Origin of the sequence: Janthinobacterium lyxosi (assembly GCF_051380665.1) — a bacterium.
Taxonomy (GTDB): Bacteria; Pseudomonadota; Gammaproteobacteria; order Burkholderiales; family Burkholderiaceae_D; genus Janthinobacterium.
In genome coordinates, this window is the sequence record NZ_JBNYXM010000004.1 from 202028 (window position 1) to 226731 (window position 24704).

Below are 24704 nucleotides of genomic sequence, written 5' to 3' on the forward strand. Positions count from 1 at the left end.
GCATGACAGGCGGCGCCAAACGCCGCATGGCCGAACCATCAGTGTTCCTGTCAGGCGGCGGCCTTGTCAGCCTTGGCCTTGTCTTCCGGTACCGTACCGCCAATCGCTTCCAGTTTGACCTGGATCAATTGACGACCTGGATTGTTCTTGTCCGTCGCGGCCAGCGCGGCCAGGTAGGCCGTGCGTGCATCGGCCAGCTTGTTTTGCGCCACCAGGATATCGCCCTTGCGGTCGGCCACGGCGCCGGCAAATTGCGCCACGCTGGCCGTCGCCAGCACTTTCAACGCTTCATCGTAGGCTTTTTCGTCCAGCAGGACACCCGCCAGGCGCAGCTTGGCGATGGCCTTGTACTCTTCCGTACCGTGCTCGGCCACCCATTGCAGCTGGGTCTTGGCCGTTTTCAGGTCATTCGCATCGAACGCCACCTTGGCCGCGGCCAGGGCGCTCATCTGCGCATACGCCGTGCCGCTGAAACGCGATTGCATGTCGCCGGCCGCACGCATCACCTTGGCGGTGTCCTTGGCGGCGATGGCGTTTTGCAGTTCGTCGTACAGCTGGCCCGCTTGCGCAGCCTGCGTGCGCTGGTAGTACTGCCAGCCAGCCCAGCCGCTATAGCCTGCCAGCGCCACGATCAGGACCCAGGAGGTCAGATTGCCATTGCGCTGCCACCAGGCCTTGAGGGTTGCCAGTTGTTCTTGTTCTTCGTGATCGTATGCCATGGGTCGTCAGTTTTAATGAGTAGTTGATCGAGGGTAGTACGGTCTTACTTCAAATCAATGGTGGTGATGCACATGGCCGCCAGGACCGTGGTCGTGACCGCAATCGTGGTCGCCGATGATCTGGTCCACCACGTAATCGACGACATCGTCGAACGGTACCGTATTTTGTTGCGCGCCAGCATCGGCCTCGCGCATGGCTTTCACCGTGGCGACATTGTTGGCGATTTCATCGTCGCCCATGATCACGGCAAACGCCGCGCCGCTGGCATCGGCCTTTTTCATTTGCGTCTTGAAGCTGCCACCGCCGTTGCTCGCTGCGCAATGTAGCACAACGTCGAGGCCTGCATCGCGAATCCGCTCGGCCAGCACGAAGGCTTGCAAGCCTGCCTGCTCGCCCTGGTGCACCAGGTAGACGTCGCACTGGGCCGGTTGCTCCGGCTCGGCCGCGTCCTTCATCAGCAGCACCAGGCGCTCGACGCCCATGCCGAAACCGACGGCTGGCGTCGATTTGCCGCCAAACATTTCCACCATGCCATCATAGCGGCCACCGGCACACACCGTGCCTTGCGCGCCCAGCTTGTCGCTGACCCACTCGAACACCGTGCGGTTGTAGTAATCGAGGCCGCGCACCAGGCGTGGATTGATGGTGAAGGGAATATTGTTGTGGTTCAAGATCTTCTGCACGCCGTGGAAGTGGGCCAGCGATTCCTCGCCCAGGTAGTCCAGCAGCTTCGGCGCGCCATTGACCAGGTCCTGCATGGCAGGGTTCTTGGTATCGAGGATGCGCAGCGGATTGCTGTGCAGGCGGCGCTTGGCTTCTTCATCGAGCAGCTCGCTGTGGCTTTCCAGGTAGGCGATCAGGTCGGCGCGGTGGCGCAGGCGCTCGTCCGCGTCACCGATTGAATTCAATTCCAGGCGGATGCCTTCCAGGCCCAGGTCATCCCACAGGCGACGCGACAGCATGATGATCTCGGCGTCGATATCCGGGCCCGTGAAACCGATGGCTTCCACGCCAAACTGATGGAACTGGCGATAGCGGCCTTTTTGCGGGCGCTCATGGCGGAACATCTGGCCCTTGTACCACAGGCGTTTCGGGCCTTCGTAGACGAGGTTGTGCTCGACCACGGCGCGCACCACGCCAGCCGTGCCTTCAGGGCGCAGGGTCAGGTTGTCGCCGTTCATCGAATCGGTGAACGAATACATTTCCTTTTCCACGATATCGGTCACGGCGCCGATGGCGCGCGCGAACAATTTCGTTTCTTCCACGATCGGCGTACGGATTTGCTGGAAGCCGTAGCTTTGCAACACGGATTGCGCCGTATTTTCAAACAACTCCCACAGCGGGGCGTCGGCGGGCAGCACGTCGTTCATGCCTTTCACGCCTGTAATTTTCTCTGCTTTTTTATTTTCGGACATAGTATCTACTTTTGTTAGCTACGATTGCTGTTCAATTTTGGGCGTATTAAGGAATCCAGGCTTGCAAGCCTAGACCGCTACGCTGGCGAGCGACATGTCACTCGAAACCCCAGCTACGCCGTAGTGACTCTTTACATACTTCAAGACGATGTCCTGGAATTCCTCGACGATGCGTTCGCCGCGCAGGGTGACGACTTTTTCGCCATCGACAAACACGGGCGCGGCCGGCGACTCGCCCGTGCCGGGCAGGCTGATGCCGATGTTCGCATGCTTCGATTCGCCGGGACCGTTGACGATGCAGCCCATGACGGCCACGTTCATCGCTTCCACGCCCGGATACGATTTCTTCCATTCCGGCATTTGCTCGCGCAGATACGTCTGGATGTTGTCGGCCAATTCCTGGAAGGTGGTCGACGTCGTGCGCCCGCAACCCGGGCAGGCAATCACCATGGGCGCGAACTTGCGCAAGCCCATGGTTTGCAAAATTTCCTGGCCGACGATGACTTCGCGCGTGCGGTCGCCACCCGGCTCGGGCGTAAGCGAAATGCGGATGGTGTCGCCAATGCCCTCTTGCAGCAGCACGGACAGGGCCGCGGTGGACGCCACGATGCCCTTGCTGCCCATGCCCGCTTCTGTCAGGCCCAGATGCAGCGGATAGTCGCAGCGCTGCGCCAGTTCGCGGTACACGGCGATCAGGTCCTGCACGCCCGAAACCTTGCACGACAGGATGATCTTGTCGCGAGCCAGGCCCAGTTCTTCGGCGCGCACGGCGTTTTCAATCGCCGACGTCACCAGCGCTTCATACATGACCGCTTGCGCCGGCCACGGTTCGGCGCGGCCCGCGTTTTCATCCATGATGCGCGCCAGCAAGGCTTGATCGAGGCTGCCCCAGTTCACGCCGATGCGCACCGGCTTGTCGTACTTGCACGCCGCTTCGATCATTTGCGCAAATTGCGTGTCGCGCTTGGCGCCCTTGCCCACATTACCGGGATTGATGCGGTACTTCGACAGCGCGCGCGCGCAATCGGGGTAATCGTTGAGCAGGGTATGGCCGTTGTAATGGAAATCGCCCACCAGCGGCACGTCGATGTCCATCTTGTCGAGCTGCTCGCGGATATACGGCACGGCCGCAGCCGCTTCCGGACGGTCCACCGTCAGGCGCACCAGTTCCGAACCGGCACGCGCCAGTTCCTTGATCTGGATCGCCGTGCCGATGGCGTCGGCCGTATCCGTGTTCGTCATCGACTGCACCACCACGGGGGCGTCGCCGCCCACCCAGATCTGGCGCTGGCCGTGCGCGATCAGCACTTTGCGGCTGTCGCGCCGGCCGGAAGGACCGGAGCCGATCGCTGTTTTCGAGGTAGCCATAATAGTGTCTTGTGAGTTATTGGATACTTGTTTGATGCTTATTTGATATTAACGCGTGAGATCGTGCCGCCCGCCACAGTCGGCAAATCCAGCTTGGCGCCGCGCAAGGTTGCCTGCACGGCAGCCGGCTTGCCTACCACCAGGGTAGCCGGTCCCGTGATATCAAACGTTTCCGTGCTGCCAGCCTTGACCATGCGCGAAATCAGCGGCGCGGCGCCAGGACGGCGAATCTCGACCCAGGAATCCTGCTCCACCTTCAACACCAGCGCATTCGAGACCACGGCCGCTGCAGGCGGCGTGACGGCCGCCGCCGCTGGCGTCGCGACTGGCGCGGCTGCCGGCGCGGACGCGGCCGGCGCACCCGTCTGCGTGTCGTTGCCAGGAGGCGGCGGCACGGAGATCAGCGGCACGGACGGCGTCTGCACGGGCGACAGATCCTGCCCCGGCTTGACCAGGGTCGTCTCCACGGGGCCAACCACGTTCGGATGCACGGCTTCCTTGTCGGCTTGCGCCAGCAGGCTGGCCGGCACATAGCCCAGCTTGTACGCACCAAAAGCGGCAGCCACGACCACGACCACGGCACCGGCGATCCAGAGGGGAGTCTGGTTCGACGAACGCTGCGTCATCGACGGAAAGCGCGATTCGGAGAAGGTGGCGGAAATCTCGCGCCGCACGGGCGCGACAGCCGGGTCTTGCGCCGGCGCCGGATGCACTTCGATCATGGCTACCAGCGGTGCCGCGTCGAGCTTGACCACCTTGGCATAGGCGCGCACGAAACCGCGCACCACGGCCACGTTCGGCAAGGCCGCCATGTCGCCCGCTTCCAGCGCGATCACCTGGCGTGGCGCCAGCTTGAGCTGGTCTGCCACCTGTTCCACCGGCCAGCCCAGCGCTTCGCGCTGCGCCTTCAACTGTGCGCCTGCCAACGCCAGATTGCCCTGGGGCTGCTGCTGAGGCGTTTCTGCCCACTCTGAATTCATTGGTATCCCTGTCTCACTCATCAAACGCCCCATTTTGATAAGCAGCATATTCGGGGGAGCCGGAATGGTGGTTGCGCAAATGCGCCCCCAGGCCAGCTTCCGCACCCGCATCCCCGAGCTTATGCTGCACCTTGATCCCGAGCCACAGCACATCGGCCGTCTGGCTCTCCATTGTTGCCATCTTACCGAGCCGCTGCAGATAATAAGCCGCTTGCCGGTAGTCTTGCTGTTGGTAATACACACGCACCAGGCCGGCATTCGTTACTGCCACGTCCGGTGCGATCCGTACCGCGCGCATCAAGTACGCGCCGGCACGCGGGTAATCATGCAGGGCCAGGCTGCAAGCGCCCCCATTGTTGAGCGCTTTTTCCGGCGACACATACGCTGCATCCGCCAGCGCCGCATCGAAATACGCCAGCGATTGCGCGGCGCGTCCCGTCTGGCACAAAAACAGGCCGTAATTATTGCTCAACTCAGGATTGTGGGGCGCAAGGCGCAAAGCGTAAAGGAAATCTTTCTCGGCAGGCACAGTTTGCCGCCGGGCCGCCAGGATCAGGGCACGCACGCCATAGGCCTGCGCATCGTTTGGCGCCAGCTGCACGGCTTGCTCCGCTTCCGCCAGGGCCACGTCGAGCTGGCCTTGCGCATAATACGCGCTGGCCAGCTGCAGGCGCAGCGCAGCGCGCTCATCGGCGCTTGCCTGCTTGTCCTGGCCAACGGCCGTGACGCGGCTTGCGGAAGAAGCAGAAGCACAGCCGACCAGCAGCACAGCCAGGCAGACAGCGGCCACAGCGAGCGAGCGTTGGTAAGCCATGCCTTCCCTCATCAGGAGCGGATCTCCACGATCTTGCCGAAATTGGCGCCAAATTTCTGTTGATACTCAGTCATCTTTTCCATGCGTTCCTGCACCCGCGTGCGGTCCTTGACTTCGCCGGCCAGCTGGCCGCAAGCCGCATCGATATCGTCGCCGCGCGTCTTGCGCACGGTGGTGATGATGCCGCCGTCCATGAGTACCTGGGCAAACGCCTTGATGCGCGGATTTTTCGAGCGGAACAAGCCCGACTCGGGGAAGGGATTGAAGGGAATCAGGTTGAACTTGCAGTTCACGCCGAACTCGCGGTCTTGCACCAGCGCCAGCAGTTCGCGCGCGTGCTCGTCGCTGTCGTTGACGCCATCGAGCATGCAGTACTCGAAGGTAATGAAATCGCGTGGCGCAAATTCCAGGTAGCGCTTGCAGGCCGCCATCAATTCCTTCAACGGGTATTTCTTGTTCAGGGGAATCAAACCGTCGCGCAGCGCATCGTTCGAGGCGTGCAGCGAGACGGCCAGGGCCACCGGCACTTCCTGCGACAGCTTGTCCATCATCGGTACCACGCCCGAGGTCGACAGGGTCACGCGGCGGCGCGACAGGCCATAGGCGTTGTCGTCGAGCATCAATTTCAGGGCCGTGACGGTCGGCTCAAAGTTCAGCAGGGGTTCGCCCATGCCCATCATCACCACGTTGGTGATCTGGCGCTCGCCTTTCGGGCCCGGCTCGATGCCCTTGGTGCGGCGCAATTCAAATTCGGCCATCCACAGCTGGCCGATGATCTCGCCCACGGTCAGGTTGCGGTTGAAGCCTTGCTTGCCCGTCGAGCAGAAACGGCAGTTCACGGCGCAGCCGGCCTGGGTCGAGATGCACAGGGTACCGCGGTTTTCTTCCGGAATGAACACGGTTTCCACGGCATTGCCATTGCCCACGTCGACCAGCCACTTGCGCGTGCCGTCCGTCGACGTGTGGTCGCTGATGATGGCCGGGGCGCGCACTTCGGCGCGCGTGGCCAGCTTGTCGCGCAGCGACTTGGCCAGGTCCGTCATGGCGTCGAAGTCGGAGGCGCCGAACTGGTGTATCCAGCGTTGCAATTGTTTCGCACGAAACGGTTTCTCTCCCAACTCGGCGCAGTAGGCGATGAGTTGCGCGGGATCGAGGTCCAGCAAGTTGGTGAGGGTCGTCGTATTCATGATCATGTCTATTCTAAAAATCCGTCCCCGCGCGCATCAGGAGGTCAAAGCCACCACAGCGCAGCGGGAACAGGGGGTAATAAGTTATTTCACAGATAACGCCAGGAAATAACGTTATCTAAGGCAATTAAGCCTTCAGTTCTGGGAAGAAGTAAGCGATTTCCACTTTAGCAGCTTCGACAGCGTCGGAACCGTGTACGGCGTTAGCGTCGATCGAATCGGCGAAATCGGCGCGGATCGTGCCTTTTTCTGCTTTCTTCGGATCGGTCGCGCCCATCAGGTCACGGTGGGCCAGAACGGCGTTTTCGCCTTCCAGGGCTTGGATCATGACGGGACCGGAAACCATGAAGTCGACCAGATCCTTGAAGAAGCCGCGTTCTTTGTGCGCTGCGTAGAAGCCTTCAGCTTGTTCGCGCGACAGTTGGGTCATGCGTGCTGCAACGATTTTCAGGCCAGCGTTTTCAAAACGGGTGTAGATTTGACCGATTACGTTTTTTGCAACTGCGTCTGGTTTGATGATCGACAGGGTGCGTTCGATTGCCATGTGTGAAAACTCCAATAAAAAGTAAGGTTTAAAACGGTAAATTGATAACTCAATCAACCTTTGATTTTACCATACTCCACCCCATATCACCCAGACAGGCAGGGGGCATCCTTCCCTGCCGCTTGAGTTTAATGAAATCTTAAGCTGCTTTTTTGGCAAATTCCGGCCCTCATGCTATCCTTGGGTAAAGCAGTAATTTGAATTGACAACACGGAGGCAATATGAATCAGAACATGCAACGCACCTTTGACCTGTCGGGGGGCATGCAGCAAGTCCGCCATCAGGTCTTGCGCAACACTTACTGGCTGCTGGCACTGTCCATGATACCGACCGTGCTGGGCGCCTTCATCGGCGTGCAAATGCATTTGCCGATGCTGACCGGCGGCATGGGCTTCATCATCTTCATGGCCGTCGCATTCGGCTTCATGTACGCGATTGAAAAAACCAAGAACTCGGGCCTCGGCGTCGCCGTCCTGCTGGGCTTTACCTTCTTCATGGGCTTGATGCTCACGCCTATCCTGACGCGCACGCTCGGCTACTCGAACGGCGGCATGCTGATCATGACGGCGTTCGGCGGCACGGCCACCATTCTTGCCGTGATGGCGACGATTGCCACGGTGTCGAAGCGCGACTTCTCGGCCATGGGCAAATGGCTGTTCGCCGGCGTGATCGTGCTGATCCTGGCATCGGTGGCGAACATTTTCCTGGGCCTGTCGGCACTGTCGATCGTGATTTCCATGGTCGCCATCGCCATCTTTTCGGCCTACATCCTGTATGACGTGCAGCAAATCATCAACGGCGGCGAGACCAACTACATCTCGGCCACCCTGCGCATCTACCTGGACGTGTACAACATCTTCACCAGCCTGCTCTCCCTGCTGGGCTTCGCCGGCGGCAGCCGCGACTAATCACTGCGATTAGGAAAGCAAAAAGCCGACCCTCGGGTCGGCTTTTTTACGTCTGCCACATCACTTGATCTTCTCCGCCACCTCCAGCAGGCAGGCGCGGGCACGGTCCAGGGTGGGGTTATCGCGCTGGGCCGCGTAGACGGCATAGGCGGAATGCGAGAATTCGGGCGCGTCGCGCACACGGTGCAAGAGGCCCGCATCGAGGTAGGGCTGGGCAGAGCCGATGCGAAAGTAACTGGTGCCGCCCACGTCCAGCAGGTACACGAGGGCCAGCGGTCCCAGCGAAATCGAGACGGGCGGGCTGCTCAACTCCGGGTAGGTCGCCTGGTGATTGGCCGCGAAGCTGGGTCCCCAGTCCACATACACATACGTATCGGCATGCATCTGCCCGTCGGCGCGCGTGGTCACCATCACCAGCTTTTCCTCGGCCAGCAGCTCGCTGGCCAGGCCCGGGCGCTGCGGCGGGTTGTACAGCACAGCCAGGTCGAGCGAACCGTCGTGCACGGCGTCGAGCAGGCGCGCGGGACTGTCGACTTCTGCGCGCAAGGCGATCTCGGGGCAATCGCGGCTCATGCGTATCAGCCAGTCGCCCAGCAGCGGCTGCCACAGGCTCAGTTCGCAGCCGATGCTGACGGCGTCATTGCGCCCCGGCGGCAGGGCTACCTGCTGGCGCGCCCGTTCCCACACCTGCACCATGGTGGCTGCATGGCGCATGAAGCGCTCGCCGGCCGACGTCAGGCGGGCGCCCGCCTTGTTGCGCACGAAAAGCTGGCGCCCCAGCTGCTGCTCGAGGGTGCGGATGCGGGCGCTGACGGCAGTCTGCGTCACGTGCATGCGTTCAGCCGCCATGATGAAACTGCCGCAGGAAGCCACTTCCAGGAAGGTACGCGCTTGATTGATATCCATCAAGCCATGATATCAGCTGACACGCTCATACCCTCCCAGCACGCCCTGCTTCGACAAGACCCATTGCCACAGCTGCAGGTCGCGCGCGCGGAAGGCGCCCGCGCAGGACAGCAAATAGTACGACCACATGCGGTGGAAGCGCTCGCCCAGCTGGGCGGAGAACTGCGGCCACGCCTGCTCGACATTCGCATGCCAGGCCATCAGGGTCTTGTCGTAGTCGGCGCCGAAGTTGTGCAAGTCCTCGGCCACGAACAGATCGTCCATGGCGTCGCCGATCTGGCCGATCGACGGCAGATCGCCATTCGGGAAGATGTATTTGTCGATCCACGGGTCGCAGGTGGAATGGCGCTTGTTCTTGCCGATGGTATGCAGCAGGAACAGGCCGTCGTCTTCCAGGCAGCGGTGCGCCACTTCCATGAAGGCGCAGTGGTTCTTGTGGCCCACGTGCTCGAACATGCCGATGCTGACGATGCGGTCGAATTTTTCATCCGTGTCGCGGTAATCCTGCAGGCGGAAGTCCAGCTGCTCTCCGCCCGGCATGCCGCGCGCGTACGCGACTTGCTCTTTCGAGATGGTCACGCCCACGCATCGCACCTGGTATTTTTCGACGGCATAACGCATGAAGCTGCCCCAGCCGCAGCCGATGTCGAGCACGCGCATGCCTGGTTCCAGCCTGAGCTTGCGGCAGATCAAATCGAGCTTGGCTTCCTGCGCCTCGGCCAGGTTGGCCGCATCCTTCCAGTAGCCGCAGGTATAGGTCATGCGCGGATCGAGCATGGCCGCATAGAAGGCGTTACCCAGGTCGTAGTGCTCCTTGCCCACCATCCAGGCGCGGCGCTCCGTCTGCAGGTTGAACAGGCGCGCAGTCAGCGCATGGAAGGCGAGGCGCATGGGACGCACATCGTCGGCCACCCTGGCGCGCAGCAGGTGGCAAAAGAATTCATCGAGCTTGTTCGCATCCCAGTCGCCATCCATGTACGCTTCGCCCAGGCCCAGGTTGCCGCTGGCGAGAGCCCGTTCAGGCACGCCCGGTTTGCGCAGCTGCATGTCCCAGGCGGCGCGGCCATTCAAATGGATGCCGGCCCTGGCCAGCAATTCGGCCGCTTCGCGGGTCAGCCGCGTGTCGAGCCTGAGTGCGGGTGTTTGCTGTAACTGCATAGCTGCTTGTGTCGTTTGCTGCGTGTTCATGCCCTGCCGCCTCCAGATGGTTGTCGGTGCTGGCGCGCGCCGGCACGTTCACTCAACGGCCCGGCGGCGCACCAGCAATAAAATTATCTACCCCTCATCTACATCTGGATAATGAAACATCATGGCCATTCATATCAAAAATTTTGCTCTAAAGTTATTTTAGTGAAATATTTTGTGGAGATATTTTTCGCATGAAACGCTCTGAAGCATGAAAAAAGCCGCCTGTACGGCGGCTGTTCGCGGCAGGTTCGCGCCATTCGGCAGCGCGATCAAAAGTCGTGATTCGAGGGATACTTGCTGTAAAAATCGTTATCCCATTTGAAATTGGTAAAGGCAACTGTGAGGGAAATATCCAACGCCTCGACGAAATGCCAGCAGCCGACGGGCAAAAACAGGATTTCGCCCGGTGCCAGCACGCATTCGCGCATCTGCACGTCAGCCATCAGCGGATAGCGCTGCAAGTCGATGTCGCGCCCGTCGACGGGGGTAAAACAGTGGCGCTGGTTGTACACGCGCGCCACCTCGCAGGCGGCCATGATGCGCAGGCGCTTGCGCCCTTTTACCTGCGCCATGAAGTTGTTCGTCAGGTCGTGGTGGAATGGCGTCACCGTGCCGGCCGGGCCAAACCACAGGAAGCCCGTGGGCCCCCCACTCTGCTCCAGGTATTCGGGCAGCTGGCCGATATCGCCCCACAGCTCGCGCAAGGCTTGCTGGTTCTGCGAATTGTTGTTCGCCGTCATGTAAAAATCGTTGGTCGTGCCGCTGCTCTCGACCAGGCTGGCGTACTCGCCAAAGGCCATCTTGCGCTTGTGCGCCACGCTGTTCATCTCGTATTGCGCGTCCGCTTCGCGGCCGAACTGCACCTCCACCTCGCGCTGCGCGTAGTGCTCGCGGAAATAGGCCGGACTCCACTTGGCCATGGCAGGCCAGTCGTCCAGCATGCCAGTGATGATCACGGGCTGGTTGGTGGAATAGTATTCGTCCAGAAACGCTTGCGCGGACAGCTTGTCGCGGCGGGGAATTTCCGGGGAACGCAGCTGGTTCAGCTTGCGCTGGATGTCGATCACCCAGTCACGCTTGGCCAGGCGGTTCGACAGGCGCACGGCGCCCGCCAGGTAGGGGCTGTGCAGCGCCCGCTCCACTTCGCGGCGCGCCAGGCTTTCCGCGATGCCGGCCTGTTGCAGCACAGGCATCAGCGCCGACGGATGACTGCCCAGCATGAGGTTTTCCGCGATCCAGCTGCGCCACTCGCGGCTCAGCTCCTGTTCCAGCTGTTTCATTTCCAATGTCGATACCGCCGCCATCGCCCGTCTCCTGATTTTTATGCGAACAAGCGGCCGGGCAGCGTGTGCCGCCCGGCCGCATCCTCCTACGCTAGCACGCGGTTAGCGTACCTTCCACACCTCCGTCGCCAGCACGCCATTCGCGTCGCCATCGAGTTCCCACGAGAACGCGCCGCGCAAGCCCTGGTCCTTGACATATTTCACCTTGGTGCCGATGACGGTCGGATCGTCATAGCTCCACCACTGGCCGCCCGCGCCCGTGTACAGGTACAGCTGCTTGGTCACGGGATGGTAGTAGCGCGTGCCGGTCTTGGCGACGAGGATTTTATAGTCCTCGATGCCCGACTCATACGTGCCTGGCGCCGTACCCGTGGCCGCCTGGTACAGGCCATCGCCGTTCGGTCCCGGCGCCACGCCCGTCCAGCCGCGGCCATAGAACGGTATGCCCAGCAGCAGCTTGTCGCGCGGCACGCCGGCGGCAATCATGTACTGCACCGCCTTGTCGCCCACGTATTCGCGTGCCATGCCCGTCGACGGATCGGCGGGGTCGGCATACAGCTGGGCGTTGAAGTTGGTGCTGTTTTCCCACCCGCCGTGGAAGTCGTAGGTCATCAGGTTGATCCAATCCATGTACTGGGAGTACAGGGCCGGTTCCGTGTTGTCGATCTTGTCCTTGCCGGCACCGACGGCCGCCGTCAACAGGTAGCGCTTGCCGTTGGCGGCACCGAGCGCATCGAGCTGGCTGCGGAATTCCGCCATCAGCAAGGTGAAGTTGCGCTTGTCGTTGGGGCTGACCGTGTTGTACGGCTGGCCGCCGCCCACCGGATATTCCCAGTCGATGTCGATGCCGTCAAAGATGTTGGCCGCCGCCCCCACGCCGCCGCGCCCGCCCTGCACCGGCAAATTGCCTTTGATGTAAATATCGATGCAGGAGCGCACCATCTGTTTGCGCAGGGCGTCCGTGGCGGAACCGACAGAGAAATTCTTCGACCAGCTCCAGCCGCCCAGCGAGATGAACAGTTTCAGGTTCGGATGCGCCGCCTTCAGCTTTCTCAGTTGCAGGAAGTTGCCCGACAGGGGAGCGTCCCACGGGATGGCCTGGCCATCGACAGTGCGCTTCGGCGTGCGGATGTAGTCGGCCTCGGCATCGCCGCCCGTGCCCGCGTCCGGCGAATTCGGATTCGTCGCGCCCGGTTCGGCCTTGGTGATCATGCCGCACTCATAACCGCCGTTTTTCGGATAGATGTTGCCGAAAGCGTAGTTGATGAAGGTCAACTTGTCGGCAACGCCGCTGGAATGCACGTTCGCCACTTCATAGTCGCGGCCATACACGCCCCACTGCGCGAAGTACGAACCCACTTCGCGGCCCGTTGGCGTTGGCGTTGGCGTCGGTGTCGGGGTCGGAGTAGGTGTCGGAGTCGGAGTCGGAGTAGGTGTTGGGGTTGGGGTTGGGGTTGGGGTTGGGGTTGGCGTTGGCGTGATGCTGCAGATCTCCTGGCTGGTCCATGGCTTGCCCGTGCCCGCGGCGCCGCTGCTGGTCGACGGGTTGTCGCCCTGCGTCCAGTAGTTGGCACGGTAATTCGTGCCTGCATAGCTGACGGTGGCGCCCGCGCTGTAAGCCGTGCCCGCCACCCACGCCAGCGCGCAGGTGCCGCCGGTTGGGGGCGGCGTCGGGGTGGGCGTCGGGTTCGGCGTCGGCACCGGTGTCGGGGTCGGCGTTGGTGTTGGGGTGGGCGTCGGTGTCGGTGTCGGGGTCGGCGTGGTGCCGCCATCGCAGGTGCCGCCGGCGCTCCACAGGCTAGGCGTGGAGACGGGGTTCCAACCCGAGCCCACGTGATCGGTCTGCGTCACCAGGGCCGTGTAGTTGGCGCCCAGGTAAGTGACCACCGTGCCGGCAGTGTAGGTGCCGCCCTCTTGCCATGGCACGCAGGCGACTACCGTGCTGGCCGCCAGCAATTGCGAGCCACCCGGTGCGCTGGCGTCGCCGCCACCACCGCATGCCGCCAGCACGCCACCGCTGGCCAGACATACCATCATGTTCCTGATCGTTTTTTTGAGTATTAAATTTTCCACGCTGTCTCCTGTTCAGGTTTGCGGAAATACCACTCTGCTTCAATAAAAAGCTACCCTGTGATTTTGTTTTTTTGCAGCTGCAAGAACAGCATGCTGCTGAAAAAATAGGCGGTCAAGTGGTTTTGAAGTGGCCTCAAAGTGGGCAATACCACTTCGTGCAGAAAGCGCAGCAGTACAGGTAGACGGCGCGTTGTCCTACTGGACAATCAAAAAAACGGCAGAGAGAGGATGAAAAAAGACGCTGGAACAGGAAAAGACAGACCAGTTTTATAACACGCTGTAAGTGGTATTGCGGTAGCGTGCCGTGCCGTTGAATACGGCAGCGGCGGGTGCCTGCCTGGCCACCCGCCGCGCCAGGCAGACTTATTGAGGCAAATCAAAGACCGCCATCGATTCCACGTGCGAGGTATGCGGGAACATGTTCACCACGCCCGCCTTGCTCAGCACATAGCCCGCTTCCAGCGCCAGGATGCCGGCATCGCGCGCCAGGGTCGACGGGCTGCACGACACGTAGACAATACGTTTCGGCAGCATGTCGGGACGCACTTGCGACAAGCCGACCAATGCCTGGCACAGGGCCATGGCGCCATCGCGTGGCGGGTCGACCAGGATGCGGTCGAACTTGCCCAGCGCGATCAGGTCGTCCGTCGTCACTTCGAACAGGTTACGCGTCGAGAATGAGGTTTTTTCCGCCAGGCCATTGGCCAGCGCGTTTTCCAGCGCCCGCTCCGTCAGCGTGGTGCTGCCTTCGATGCCCACCACTGCGCTGCCTTGCGTGGCCAGCGGCAAGGTGAAATTGCCCAGGCCACAGAACAGGTCGGCCACGCGGTCCGTCGGCTGCACTTCCAGCAAACGCAGGGCCTTCGACACCAGCACGCGGTTGATGTGATGGTTCACTTGCGTAAAATCGACGGGCTTGAACGGCATCTTGACGCCGAATTCCGGCAGCAGATAGTGCAATTGCTTGTCGAGCGGATAGAACGGCACGGCCGTTTCCGGCCCTTTCACCTGCAACCACCATTGCACGCCGTATTCGTCGGCAAAGGCCTTCAATTTCGTTTCGTCATCCGGCGTCAGCGGCGCCATGATGCGCAAGACCATGGCGGTCACGTCTTCGCCCACGGCCAGCTCGATCTGCGGCATTTGCTCGAAGATGGACAGCGAGCCGATCAGCGCGCGCAGGGGCAGCAGCATGGCCGAAATATGCGGCGGCAAGATCTCGCAGCTATCCATGTCGGCGACAAAGGCCGATTTCTTTTCGTGGAAGCCCACCAGCACGGCGTCTTTCTTCTTCACGTGGCGCACCGACAGGCGCGCGCGGTAGCGGTAGCCCCAGGTCGGGCCATACATGGGCCGCATGATGCTTTGCGGACGCACCTTGCCGATATGCCACAAGTTGTCTTCCAGCACGCGCTGCTTGATCGCCACCTGCGCCGACGGTTCCAGGTGCTGCATCGAGCAGCCGCCGCAATTGTCGAAATGCTTGCACTTGGGTGTCACGCGCATCGACGATTCGCGGTGCAGCGCCGTCATGCGGGCCATTTCCCAGTTTTTCTTTTTCTTGAACGTCACAAAGCTGACGCGCTCGCCCGGCAATGCGCCTTCGACAAACACGACCTTGCCCGGCGAGCCGTCTTCGTTCTCAATATGGCCAACGCCACGGGCGTCCATGTCGAGCGATTTGATTTCGATGATATTTTCTTGCATAGCGATCAATAGGTAAGAGTGGGCCAGGACGCAGGGCCGCGCTGGAACTTGAAAGAATGGGGGGGGGGAAGGTCAGGCGCCGCGAGCGGGGCGTATGATAGCAGATGCAGGCCCGCAACAGCCGGACCGGGAGGCCTACAAAAGGGAATCTCTCACGACGCCGCGCGCCGCCATGGCGCGCTTCAACTTAATCAGCGCCTCCTGCTGGATCTGGCGCACTCTTTCGCGCGTCACGCCCATTTCCTCGGCCAGGGTTTCCAGGGTGGCCGGATCGTCGTTGTCGAGGCCGAAACGGCGCATGATGACCACGCGCTGCTTGTCGGGCAGCTTGGTCAGCCAATCGCGCACCAGCACCGTCATTTCATGGTGCTCGGCGCGCGCGTCGGGGCTGTCTTCGCTGGCGCCGGGCAGCATGTCCATCAGCGACGACTGCGGATCGTTGTCGAGCGGCGCGTCGAGCGAGGTGGCGTGCTCGGACAGGGCCAGGATATCCTGCACCTCTTCCACGGGACGGCCCACCAGGTGGGCGATGTCTTCCGCAGTGGCATCCTTGCCATCGTGATGCTGGGCTTCCAGGTGGTATTTACCGCGCAGGATCTGGTTCAGTTCGCGCACCATGTGCACGGGCAGGCGCACCGTGCGCGCCTGGTTCATGATGGCGCGCTCGATGCTCTGGCGTATCCACCAGGTGGCATACGTGGAAAAACGGAAACCGCGTTCGGGCTCGAACTTGTCGATGGCCCGCATCAGGCCGATGTTGCCCTCCTCGATCATGTCGAGCAAGACCACGCCGCGGTTGATGTAATGCTTGGCAATCGACACAACCAGGCGCAGGTTGTGCTCGATCATGGTTTGCCGGGCTTCGAAATTGCCCTGCTTGGCCAGGGTGGAATAATGCACCTCTTGCGCCGCCGTCAGCAGGGGCCGCGTGCCGATCTGGTTCAGATAGTGCTGCGTGGTATCGGTTGACAGTTCGGCCGCCAGCACTTTTTTCAGTTCATCGACACTTTCGACCAGCACGCTGACGCTGGCCACCTCGCCGCCCTCGCCCGCGTCGACGGCATCAATACCATCGAGCTCGCCGGCCTCGTCCGTCACGACTTCGTCCGCCACGTCTTCCGGCGGTTCCGGGTCATCGTCCAGCTGATCGTGCGGCGCGTGTGTCATTGCTTTACCTAACGGTTAGGCAGGAATTTCGATGGGTCGACAGGCTTGCCCTGCTGGCGGATTTCAAAGTGCAGCTTCACGCGGTCGGCATCGGAATCGCCCATTTCGGCGATGGCCTGGCCTTTGTTGACGTTCTGCCCTTCCTTCACCAGGATGCTGCGGTTATGCGCATACGCCGACAACAAGCTATTACTGTGCTTCACGATAACAAGATTACCATAACCACGGATTCCGCTCCCGGCATACATGACTTTTCCCGCACCAGCGGCCACCACTTGCTGGCCCGCCTTGCCGGCGATATCGACGCCCTTGTTCTTGCCTTCGTCAAAAGTGCCGATGACTTTGCCTTCGGACGGCCACATCCAGCTGATCTTCTCGTCGCCAGGCGCCGATGCCGCAGGGGCTGCCGCGGCGGCCGGTGCGGCGGCGACAGCTGCTGCTGGCGCAGGCGCAGGCTTGGTGTCGCTGGCGCCGCCGTCGGCGCGCAATTCGGCCAGGGTGGCGTCGGAATACGCACGCTTCTCGCCGCGCGGGCCGGTTTTCTTCGGCACGACAGGCGCGGCCGGTTTGATTTCCGTGACGGGTGGCATGACGATGGCCGACGTCTGCGCACCGCCCGTGTCGCCATTTGGCGGTAACACGCGCAGCACCTGGTCGACCTTGATGTCGTTCGGGTTGCTCAAGTCATTCCAGGTCACCAGGTCGCGGTAATTCTGCCCGTGTTCCAGGGCAATGCGCAGCAGGGTGTCGCCGCGCTTGACCGTATAGTAGGCCGGGTCGCGGTCGCGCGGATCGCTGGCGGCGGCGCTGCTGCCCGATGGATGGCGCTCCACCACTGGCGCCTGGACGCCCGTGGTGCCGCAACCGCTCAACAGGGCGGCCAGCGCAAGGCTGCAGAGGAGTACATTGTTTTTCTTAATCATTCGTTTTCTTAATCATTCGCATGTATATTCAGGTCCTGCTTGCTAGCTGATCCGGGGATCATATGGTGCCCGGGCGCAAAGGCACGAAATGGCAATCTTCCAGGGTTTGGCTGGTCCACTCCATTTTCCCCACCCGGGTAATGAGTTGCAAGTGTTGCAATTTAGCCCCCACCGGCGCAACCAGACGCCCGCCGGGCGCCAGCTGTTCCAGCAAGGCTTGCGGGACTTCCAGGCCGGCGGCGGCAAGGATGATCCCGTCGAAGGGCGCCGCCTGCGGCAGGCCAAGCATACCATCTCCGTACTGCAAGCGCAGATTTGCCACGCGCAGCGGGCGCAGATTGGCCTTCGCCAGCTCGTGCAAAGGCCGGATGCGCTCGATCGAAAACACCTCTTTCGCCACCAGCGACAACACTGCCGCCTGGTAGCCGCAGCCGGTGCCGATTTCCAGCACGCGCTGCAAGCTGCCGCCCTGGCGCATCACTTCGATCATGCGCGCCACGATGTACGGCTGCGAAATGGTCTGGTGGTGGCCGATGGGCAAGGACGCGTCGATATACGCCTGCGACGCCAGCGCCTCGTCCATGAACATGTGGCGCGGCACGGCTTGCATGGCGTCGAGCACCACCTGGTCCTTGACGCCCTGTTTCGCCACGCGCGCCACCATGGCCCGGCGCACGGCCTCCGAGACGAGCGGATTTTGCCGCGGCGGCGACACCACCGCCGGCTGCGCCCGCTCATTGGCGATGGCCTGCGCGCGCGATGGCGCGATGGGCAACGTGGCAGCCTGGTACGGCGCGCCTCCCCTGGCCGCATTTTGCGCCGCATTCTGCGTGGCTGTCTGCGGCGTGGCGATCCTGGACTGGGCCAGCGACTGCCCCCCGCCCTGCCTGGCGGGCTTGCCGGCCAGCGAATCGAGGGAAAGGGGGAAGGTACGCGGCTTGTCAGTCATAGTGAGCGTTCATGCCAGGCCTTTTGCCAGTGCATCGAGTTGGGTGGTATGCGTCAGGTCGATCTGCAGCGGCGTGATCGATACTTGTCCATGTTCAACGGCATGGAAGTCCGTACCCGGACCGCCATCCTTGGCGGCACCGGCCGGACCGATCCAGAAGATTTCACGGCCACGGGGATCGAGAGCGCGGATCACGGGCTCAGCCGAATGGCGCTTGCCCAGGCGCGTGGCCACCGTGCCTTGCAATTGCGCGTAAGGGATGGCGGGTATGTTCACATTCAATAAATACGGTTTCTGCAGGGCATCAAACTGGCGCTCGACGATTTCCCTCGCCACGCGGGCGGCCGCGTCCAGGTTGGCCCAGCCAAACTGCGACTGGGAAAAGGCGATGGCGGGAATGCCGAACAGATAGCCTTCCGTGGCGGCGGCCACGGTGCCTGAATACAGGGTGTCGTCGCCCATGTTGGGGCCGTTGTTGATGCCGGAGACCACCAGGTCGGGGCGCTCGATCAGCATGCCCGTCAGCGCCACATGCACGCAGTCGGTGGGTGTGCCATTGACAAAATAAAAGCCGTTGGCAGCCTTGTGTACGGACAGGGGCCGGTCCAGGGACAGCGAATTGGACGCGCCCGAACGATTGCTGTCGGGCGCCACCACGACGATTTCGGCAATGGGCGCGAGCGCGTCGGCCAGGGCCGCCAGACCTGGCGCCAGGTAACCGTCGTCGTTACTGATAAGAATTCTCATAACGAGATTTTACCTGAAGCAATGCCAACACTGCGCGTGCCACGCACCGATAGACTGCATTATTTGTGCCGCCGCGCGAACATCGCGCGCAAGGTCAGCGCTGCTCGATGCGCGCCTCCGACAACGCCCCTTCCAGCGCCTGTACTTCATCCTCCTGCAAAGCCAGCAAGGCATTCAGATCACCTTGCAATTTATACATTCTTTTCAGCTGCGCCATGCCGCGCCTGCGCAGCTTGCCTGGCACCCCCGGGCGTAGCAGGCAGGACTTCAAATGTTCGGCCAGTTCGCCCGCCTGCGGATACTGTTCGCGCTCTATCATGCCTTGCAACATCAAGATCATGCTGGCCAGGGTGTCCGGTTCGGCCCCTTCGTGCCCGTTGGCGCGGCCAGCCAGGATGGTTTCCTGCAAATGCCGGGCGCCGTCCAGCACGCTGTCCGCATGCCCCGTGACGGGCGCATTCAACAGCCGGTCACTGCCGCTGAGCACCGCGTCTTCCAGCAGGCGCGCCGCCTCGCTGTCGCCCTGCTGCAGCAGGGTGCCAGCCAATTGCTTCTTGCTGTGCAAGGTATCGAGGTGGTCTTCGCCCAGCAGGCGTGCATGCACTTCCAGCACCTGCTCCTGCATGCTGCGCGCCGCATCGAGCTCGCCACGCCGCAGCAACGCCTCGGCCAGCTTGCGCTGGCTCATCAGGGTTTCAGGATGGTCGAGCCCGTGCGTGCGCTCGCGCGCCGCCACCTGGTCTTCGTGCAGCTGGCGCGCGCCGGCCCAGTCGCCCTGCCCGGCCACGATATCGGCCAGCAAGTCGCGCGTGGCCAGGGTAGCCGCATGGTCGCCGCCCAGGCGCCGCTCCTGCGCCTGCAGCACGGCAACGAACAGACGCCGCGCGCCTTCCAGGTCGCCTTCGTGCCCCAGCACCTGCGCCAGGGCCAGCTTGCTGCGCAAGGTATCGCCATGCTCGGCGCCAAACAGGCGCTCGCGCGCCACTACCACCGTGCCCAGCACTTGCTGCGCCTGCGCCAGCCGGCCCATGCGCAGCAAGGTGGTGGCGCGGCCATCCATCGCCTCCAGGGTCAGCGGATGCTCGCCGCCCAGCTGGCGCGCGCAAGTTGCCAGCACGGTATCCTGCAGCAGCAGCGCCGCCGCCAGCTCTCCTTGCAGCAAGAGGGTTTGCGCCAGGCAGGCCCGGGCGGCCAGGGTATCGGGATGCTCGCTGCCCAGCACGCGCTCGCGCACGTCGAGCACGTCTTCTTCCAGGAAGCGGGCTTCATCGAGCTTGCCCAGCTGGCGCAGCAGGCGCGCCATGCCGCTCTTGCACCCCAGGCTGTCGGGATGTTCCTCGCCCAGCAGGCGCACCCGGATCTCGACGCTCTGGCGGAAGGCATCGAGCGCCTGCGCGCTGCGCCCATCCTTGCGGTATAGCTCGCCCAGGCGGGCCAGGTCGCGCGCCAGCGGCAGGGCCACGGCGCGGCCCGGCTCGAGCAGCAAGGCCTGGCGCGCTTCGCCGATGGCGCCCAGCAAGGCGATTTCACGGCTCGATTGCCATGGAAAATAGCCGCCCGTCAGCCAGTGCAGGAACGCTTCGAAGGTGCGCGTGAGGGAAAAGCGGTCGCCGCCCTGATCGATGCGCACGGCCAGTTGCTCGCCATAGGCAAAGGTTTTCGTCTGCTGTAGCTGGACTTCGTCGAAATAGCTGTCGAGGGAAATCTGCGGCAAACCGTAGGAGGTACGCAACAGGCGCTCGAACAGGGGCTGGAAGCCGGCGATGCCCTTGTGCGCGTCGCCGCGGCGCCACTCGGCGCGCTGCGCGCCGTCGCCCATTTCTATGCGCGAGGGCAAGGGATACACGAGCAGCGGACGCTGTTCGTCTTCATGGCTGCGGCGGTACTCGATGGCCCGCGTGACGAGCGCATCGACGCCTTCCAGGCTTTGCCGGTTCGGCGTGAAGACCACCACCAGCTTTTTCGGCAGCAAAGTGGTGCAGATGCCGGCGCTGTCCGTGCGGCCCGTGCGCGAATCGACCAGCACGTAGCGGAAATGCTGGGCCAGGGTATCGGCAAAGCAGCGGAACAGGGCCGGGCAGCTGTCGAACAACTGGTCCCAGCGCATCTGCGCCAGGCGCTCGCTGTAGCTGGCATCGAAACGCCCCGCGCGCATCAGGTACAGCGGGCTGCCCTGGTCGACGCGCACCACGTATTGCTGCCAGTCGATGGCGTCGAGCACGCGCCGGGCCAGCGCCGCGTCCTCGCGTCCCCCATCTTCGCGCCCCCTGGCCTGCCCGCCGGCGCGCGCGCCCGCCGTTTCCAGGCTGATGCGCTCGAGCTGCTGGCGGCACGCTTCGAAGAACTCGAGCACGCCCGGTCGCTCCTCGTGCTGCTCGAAATAATGGTGCAGGCCCGGCGCCTCCATGTCCCAGTCCAGCATCAGCACGGGCACGCTGGCGTTTTCGCGCCGCGCCAGCAGGACGGCGATGTTCGACAGGGCCATAGTGCGGCCGGTGCCGCCCTTGTAGGAATAGAAGGTGACGACTTCGCCAGGGGCGCTCAAAGGTGGCAGGGAGAGGCGTTGGCATTCCATGACGGGACCTTTTACGTGATTAACGTGGAAAGTGGGGAGGCGGAATGGCGCGCCATTCCGGCGGGATAGCGGGCAACACGAAACGGCTGCAATCGTGGCCGGGCGGTGTCGACCGCTTGAGCAAGTGGTAATGCGTGGCGATGCGCTGCACGATGCGTTCGATATCGGGCAGATATTGCGGATTCGACTTCAGGTCGCCGCTGGCCAGCGTATAGCCGGAGAAATCGACGTACAGGCCCGACTCCGTGATTTGCGGCGGCAAGCCGTGCGGATGGCGCGTCATGATGATGGGGATGATCAGGTGGCTGGGCAGTTCATACCAGGCGCGCCGCTCCTGTTCGATTAGTTGCATGGCAGCAAATTCACGCCGCGTATAGCCGTGCGCTTCATATTTGGGCGTGTACAGCACGATCATGCAGACGCTCTGGCACATGGCGCGCGCCACGCGCAGGTCGATATCGTCGCCGCCGCCCAGTTGCTCGCTGTCGATGAACAGCACTTCCTCGCGGTCGAGGTGCGGCTCCAGATAGCACGCCAGCGCCTCGATGAGATCATTCTTGAACTTGTTCATGAACGCATATTGGCCATGTGCATAGCTCAAGAAACAGCCGTAGCGGATCTCCATGGCATCCCCCTGTTCCCCGTGCGGCCCTGCCATCGCCGCGCCTTGATCCTGCAAGGCATGAGTTCACTGTAGACCGCCCGGCAACGGCCCTGTTTGCGCTGGCGCAAAGATGTGTCTGGCGTCCTGGACATGCGGAAAAACGCCAGAAGCTGGCGCGATCACGCCCATTTCTGGCATGCCAGGCACGCAGGCAGGCGCCGCACAGGAAACGCTAGTGGCTTGATAACAAAGGGAAATAAGCCGGCGCACTGATGGCGCCGGCAACGAGGACTTAAGTGCCCTTGGCGGGCAGGTTGCGGAAGAACTCCACCACTTCGGCGGTATCACGCGTGCGCTTGAAGGGCGGCAGACTTTGCCAGATGCGCTTGCCGTACGGCTTGGAAATGAGGCGCGGATCGCAGATCATCAGCACGCCGCGGTCGCCCTCGTCACGAATCAGGCGGCCCGCGCCCTGCTTCAGGTTGATGATGGCTTCCGGCAGCGAGTGGTGCATGAAGCCATTCTTGCCCTGCTTTTCCATCACTTCGATGCGCGCGGCCAGCACGGGATCGTCGGGCGGCGCGAACGGCAGCTTGTCGATGATCACCAGAGAGAGCGCATCGCCGCGCACGTCGACGCCTTCCCAGAAGCTCTGGCTACCGATCAGCACGCCGTTGCCGGCGGCGCGGAACTGGTCGAGCAATTCCGTGCGGCCCTTGTCCCCCTGCACGAACAGGGGGAAGTTCAGGCCCCGCTGCTTGAATTCATCGGCCAGGCGCTCGGCCGCGCGCTTGACGGCGCGCAAGGTGGTGCACAGGAAGAAGGTGCGCCCGCCCGCCGCCTCGATGATGGGCAAGGCGCAGTCGATGACGGCATCCGTGTAGCCCAGCGAGTTCGGTTGCGGCAGGTTTGGCGGCACGAACAGCAAGCCCTGCTGGCCGTAGTCGAAGGGACTCGGCCAGGTGTGCGAGGGTTCGCCCGTCAAGCCCATCTGTTCGGAAAAATGCTTGAAATCGTTCTTCACGGCCAGGGTGGCGGAAGTAAAAATCCAGCTGCGCGGCGTGCCTTCGCGCTGGTTGTTGAAAATCGGCGCGATCGACAATGGCGTTTTATGCAACTGCAAGGAACTGGAAAACGCTTCCACCCAGAACACGGCTTCTTCACCGGCCGCCACTTTCGCCTTCGGATCGAACTTCCAGCCGCTCAGCTGCTGCGCCAGCTCGACGCCGCGCACGCGGCACTGTTCCAGCGTTTCCGCCCGTTCCGCCTGGGTTTCCAGCACCGCCACCATGCCGTCGAGCTCATCTTTGAGAGTGTCCAGCGCGGGAAAGAAGTCGCTCGACGGGGCGATCTGCGGCAGCGACAGGCGCACGATATCCTGCGGGAAGGTCAAACGCAGGTCGCGCGCCGCCTTTTCCACGACTGTCACGGTCTTGGCCCAGTCGATGCCGCGCGCATGCGCCAGGCCCTCGGCCAGCACGTCGCGGCACAGCTCCAGGATTTGCGAGGTGGACACCGTATTGCCAAAAAATAAAGTGGCCGTGTCGGGCAGCTGGTGCGCCTCATCGAAGATGATGGTGTTGGCCGAAGGCAGTAATTCCGCCACGCCCGTGTCCTTCAGGGCCACGTCGGCAAAGAACAAATGGTGATTGACCACCACCACGTCGGCCTGCTGGGCTTCCTTGCGGGCCTTCATGACGAAACAATCCTGGTAATACTGGCACTCGGCGCCCATGCAGGTGTCGCGCGTGGACGTCACCAGGTTCCAGATCATGGCGTTTTCCGGCACCTTGGCCAGCTCCGCCTTGTCGCCGGAGCTGGTCATCTTGATGAAGCGCGAAATTTCGCGCAAATGCCCCACGTCGTCGCGCGAGGTCATGCGCCCGTTCTGCAGGGTGCGTTCCAGGTGATAGTGACAGACGTAGTTCGAGCGGCCCTTCAGCAAGGCGACGGAAACGGGCGCCTGCAACGCGGCGCGCACGGTGGGGATATCGCGCAGGAATAGCTGGTCCTGCAAGTTCTTCGTGCCGGTGGAAACAATGGTCTTGCCACCCCACATCAGGGCCGGCACCAGGTAGGCGAAGGTTTTACCCGTGCCCGTGCCCGCCTCGGCGATCAGGGTTGTCTGGCTGTCGATGGCATGGGCGATGGCCTTGGCCATTTCCGTTTGCGAACGGCGCGGCTTGTAGCTGCCCACGGCGGGACCGAGCGGGCCGCCAGCGCCAAACAGGCGCTCGATGTCGGCATCGTGCTTGCCAGGCGCGGCCTGAGGTTCGGCTGGCAGACTGGCTTGCAGATCGGCAGGCTGGCCATCTGGGCTTGCGGGCAATAAATTGTGATCGGTCAAAATATACTTAGGTGAAGGCTGGACTGGACGCTACTGGCGCCCCTCAGGCGGGAACGTCGGGCACCAACTGCATTTTCAGCAAGGTGATGTGATCCTTCAATTGCAATTTGCGCTTTTTCAGGCGGCGCAGTTGCAGCTCGTCATGGTGACCATCGAGTATCAACAACTCGATGACGGCATCGAGGTCACGGTGTTCCACGTTGAGTTCAATCAGGCGCCGCTCTATATGCTGTGCATCGCTCATGTGTTGCGTTCCAGGCAGTGTTGGTAACAGTGTTGTTAAACCGGCGCGCGCAGCG

Annotated in this window: 21 protein-coding genes; 1 reads left to right on the forward strand and 20 read right to left on the reverse strand. The window is 62.4% G+C overall.

Features of this window, described 5'->3' with window-relative positions:
* Positions 1-50: 50 nt before the first annotated feature.
* The 7 genes from ACQ4WP_RS05705 to ndk all read right to left on the reverse strand — a co-directional run bounded on the left by ACQ4WP_RS05705 (position 51) and on the right by ndk (position 7028).
* Positions 51-719, reverse strand: coding sequence for a YfgM family protein (locus tag ACQ4WP_RS05705; RefSeq protein ID WP_034752031.1), 669 nt, complete (start codon positions 717-719; stop codon positions 51-53).
* A gap of 54 nt (positions 720-773) precedes the next feature.
* Positions 774-2135 (reverse strand): histidine--tRNA ligase, encoded by a 1362-nt coding sequence (hisS, locus tag ACQ4WP_RS05710; protein ID WP_436519070.1) that lies wholly within the window; start codon positions 2133-2135, stop codon positions 774-776.
* A gap of 69 nt (positions 2136-2204) precedes the next feature.
* On the reverse strand, positions 2205-3503 hold the full coding sequence (ispG, locus tag ACQ4WP_RS05715) for a flavodoxin-dependent (E)-4-hydroxy-3-methylbut-2-enyl-diphosphate synthase (protein ID WP_436519071.1): 1299 nt from the start codon (positions 3501-3503) through the stop codon (positions 2205-2207).
* A 38-nt stretch (positions 3504-3541) separates the two neighbouring features.
* On the reverse strand, positions 3542-4483 hold the full coding sequence (locus ACQ4WP_RS05720) for a RodZ domain-containing protein (RefSeq protein ID WP_436519072.1): 942 nt from the start codon (positions 4481-4483) through the stop codon (positions 3542-3544).
* Between the two features lie 13 nt (positions 4484-4496).
* On the reverse strand, positions 4497-5297 hold the full coding sequence (gene pilW, locus ACQ4WP_RS05725; RefSeq protein ID WP_436519073.1) for a type IV pilus biogenesis/stability protein PilW: 801 nt from the start codon (positions 5295-5297) through the stop codon (positions 4497-4499).
* A gap of 11 nt (positions 5298-5308) precedes the next feature.
* Positions 5309-6484: a dual-specificity RNA methyltransferase RlmN gene (rlmN, locus tag ACQ4WP_RS05730; RefSeq protein ID WP_436519074.1), complete on the reverse strand. Its 1176-nt coding sequence runs from the start codon at positions 6482-6484 to the stop codon at positions 5309-5311.
* Between the two features lie 127 nt (positions 6485-6611).
* Entirely contained in the window at positions 6612-7028 is a 417-nt protein-coding gene (gene ndk, locus ACQ4WP_RS05735) for a nucleoside-diphosphate kinase (protein ID WP_070223377.1), read from the reverse strand.
* 221 nt (positions 7029-7249) lie between these two features.
* Between ndk and ACQ4WP_RS05740 the strand changes: the two genes are divergently transcribed.
* Entirely contained in the window at positions 7250-7936 is a 687-nt protein-coding gene (locus ACQ4WP_RS05740) for a Bax inhibitor-1/YccA family protein (protein ID WP_034752039.1), read from the forward strand.
* A gap of 60 nt (positions 7937-7996) precedes the next feature.
* Here the strand turns inward: ACQ4WP_RS05740 and ACQ4WP_RS05745 are convergent, their stop codons facing one another.
* From ACQ4WP_RS05745 to ACQ4WP_RS05805, 13 genes are all read right to left on the reverse strand, one after another.
* A complete protein-coding gene (locus ACQ4WP_RS05745; RefSeq protein WP_436519075.1) occupies positions 7997-8842 on the reverse strand; it encodes a LysR family transcriptional regulator in 846 nt (281 codons plus the stop codon).
* Between the two features lie 12 nt (positions 8843-8854).
* The gene (cfa, locus tag ACQ4WP_RS05750) at positions 8855-10030 is read right to left on the reverse strand and encodes a cyclopropane fatty acyl phospholipid synthase (RefSeq protein ID WP_436519076.1); all 1176 of its coding nucleotides are present in this window, start codon (positions 10028-10030) and stop codon (positions 8855-8857) included.
* Positions 10031-10299: 269 nt separating this feature from the next.
* Complete coding sequence (locus tag ACQ4WP_RS05755) at positions 10300-11334, reverse strand: cupin-like domain-containing protein (protein ID WP_436519077.1); 1035 nt, start codon at positions 11332-11334, stop codon at positions 10300-10302.
* A gap of 81 nt (positions 11335-11415) precedes the next feature.
* A complete protein-coding gene (locus ACQ4WP_RS05760) occupies positions 11416-13350 on the reverse strand; it encodes a glycosyl hydrolase family 18 protein (protein ID WP_436519078.1) in 1935 nt (644 codons plus the stop codon).
* A gap of 399 nt (positions 13351-13749) precedes the next feature.
* Positions 13750-15093 (reverse strand): 23S rRNA (uracil(1939)-C(5))-methyltransferase RlmD, encoded by a 1344-nt coding sequence (gene rlmD / locus ACQ4WP_RS05765; protein ID WP_436519079.1) that lies wholly within the window; start codon positions 15091-15093, stop codon positions 13750-13752.
* Positions 15094-15228: 135 nt separating this feature from the next.
* Positions 15229-16260 (reverse strand): RNA polymerase sigma factor RpoS, encoded by a 1032-nt coding sequence (gene rpoS / locus ACQ4WP_RS05770; protein WP_436519080.1) that lies wholly within the window; start codon positions 16258-16260, stop codon positions 15229-15231.
* Positions 16261-16268: 8 nt separating this feature from the next.
* Positions 16269-17183, reverse strand: coding sequence for a peptidoglycan DD-metalloendopeptidase family protein (locus ACQ4WP_RS05775; protein ID WP_436519081.1), 915 nt, complete (start codon positions 17181-17183; stop codon positions 16269-16271).
* Positions 17184-17241: 58 nt separating this feature from the next.
* A complete protein-coding gene (locus ACQ4WP_RS05780; RefSeq protein WP_436519082.1) occupies positions 17242-18132 on the reverse strand; it encodes a protein-L-isoaspartate(D-aspartate) O-methyltransferase in 891 nt (296 codons plus the stop codon).
* A 9-nt stretch (positions 18133-18141) separates the two neighbouring features.
* Positions 18142-18879 carry a 5'/3'-nucleotidase SurE gene (surE, locus tag ACQ4WP_RS05785; RefSeq protein ID WP_436519083.1) on the reverse strand — a complete coding sequence of 246 codons (738 nt, stop codon included), beginning with the start codon at positions 18877-18879 and terminating at the stop codon, positions 18142-18144.
* A 94-nt stretch (positions 18880-18973) separates the two neighbouring features.
* Positions 18974-21454, reverse strand: coding sequence for a tetratricopeptide repeat protein (locus tag ACQ4WP_RS05790; RefSeq protein ID WP_436519084.1), 2481 nt, complete (start codon positions 21452-21454; stop codon positions 18974-18976).
* Positions 21455-21473: 19 nt separating this feature from the next.
* Positions 21474-22079: a toll/interleukin-1 receptor domain-containing protein gene (locus ACQ4WP_RS05795; RefSeq protein WP_436519139.1), complete on the reverse strand. Its 606-nt coding sequence runs from the start codon at positions 22077-22079 to the stop codon at positions 21474-21476.
* 271 nt (positions 22080-22350) lie between these two features.
* A complete protein-coding gene (gene yoaA, locus ACQ4WP_RS05800) occupies positions 22351-24405 on the reverse strand; it encodes a DNA repair helicase YoaA (RefSeq protein WP_436519085.1) in 2055 nt (684 codons plus the stop codon).
* A gap of 43 nt (positions 24406-24448) precedes the next feature.
* Entirely contained in the window at positions 24449-24649 is a 201-nt protein-coding gene (locus ACQ4WP_RS05805) for a YdcH family protein (protein ID WP_010399897.1), read from the reverse strand.
* Positions 24650-24704: the final 55 nt, after the last annotated feature.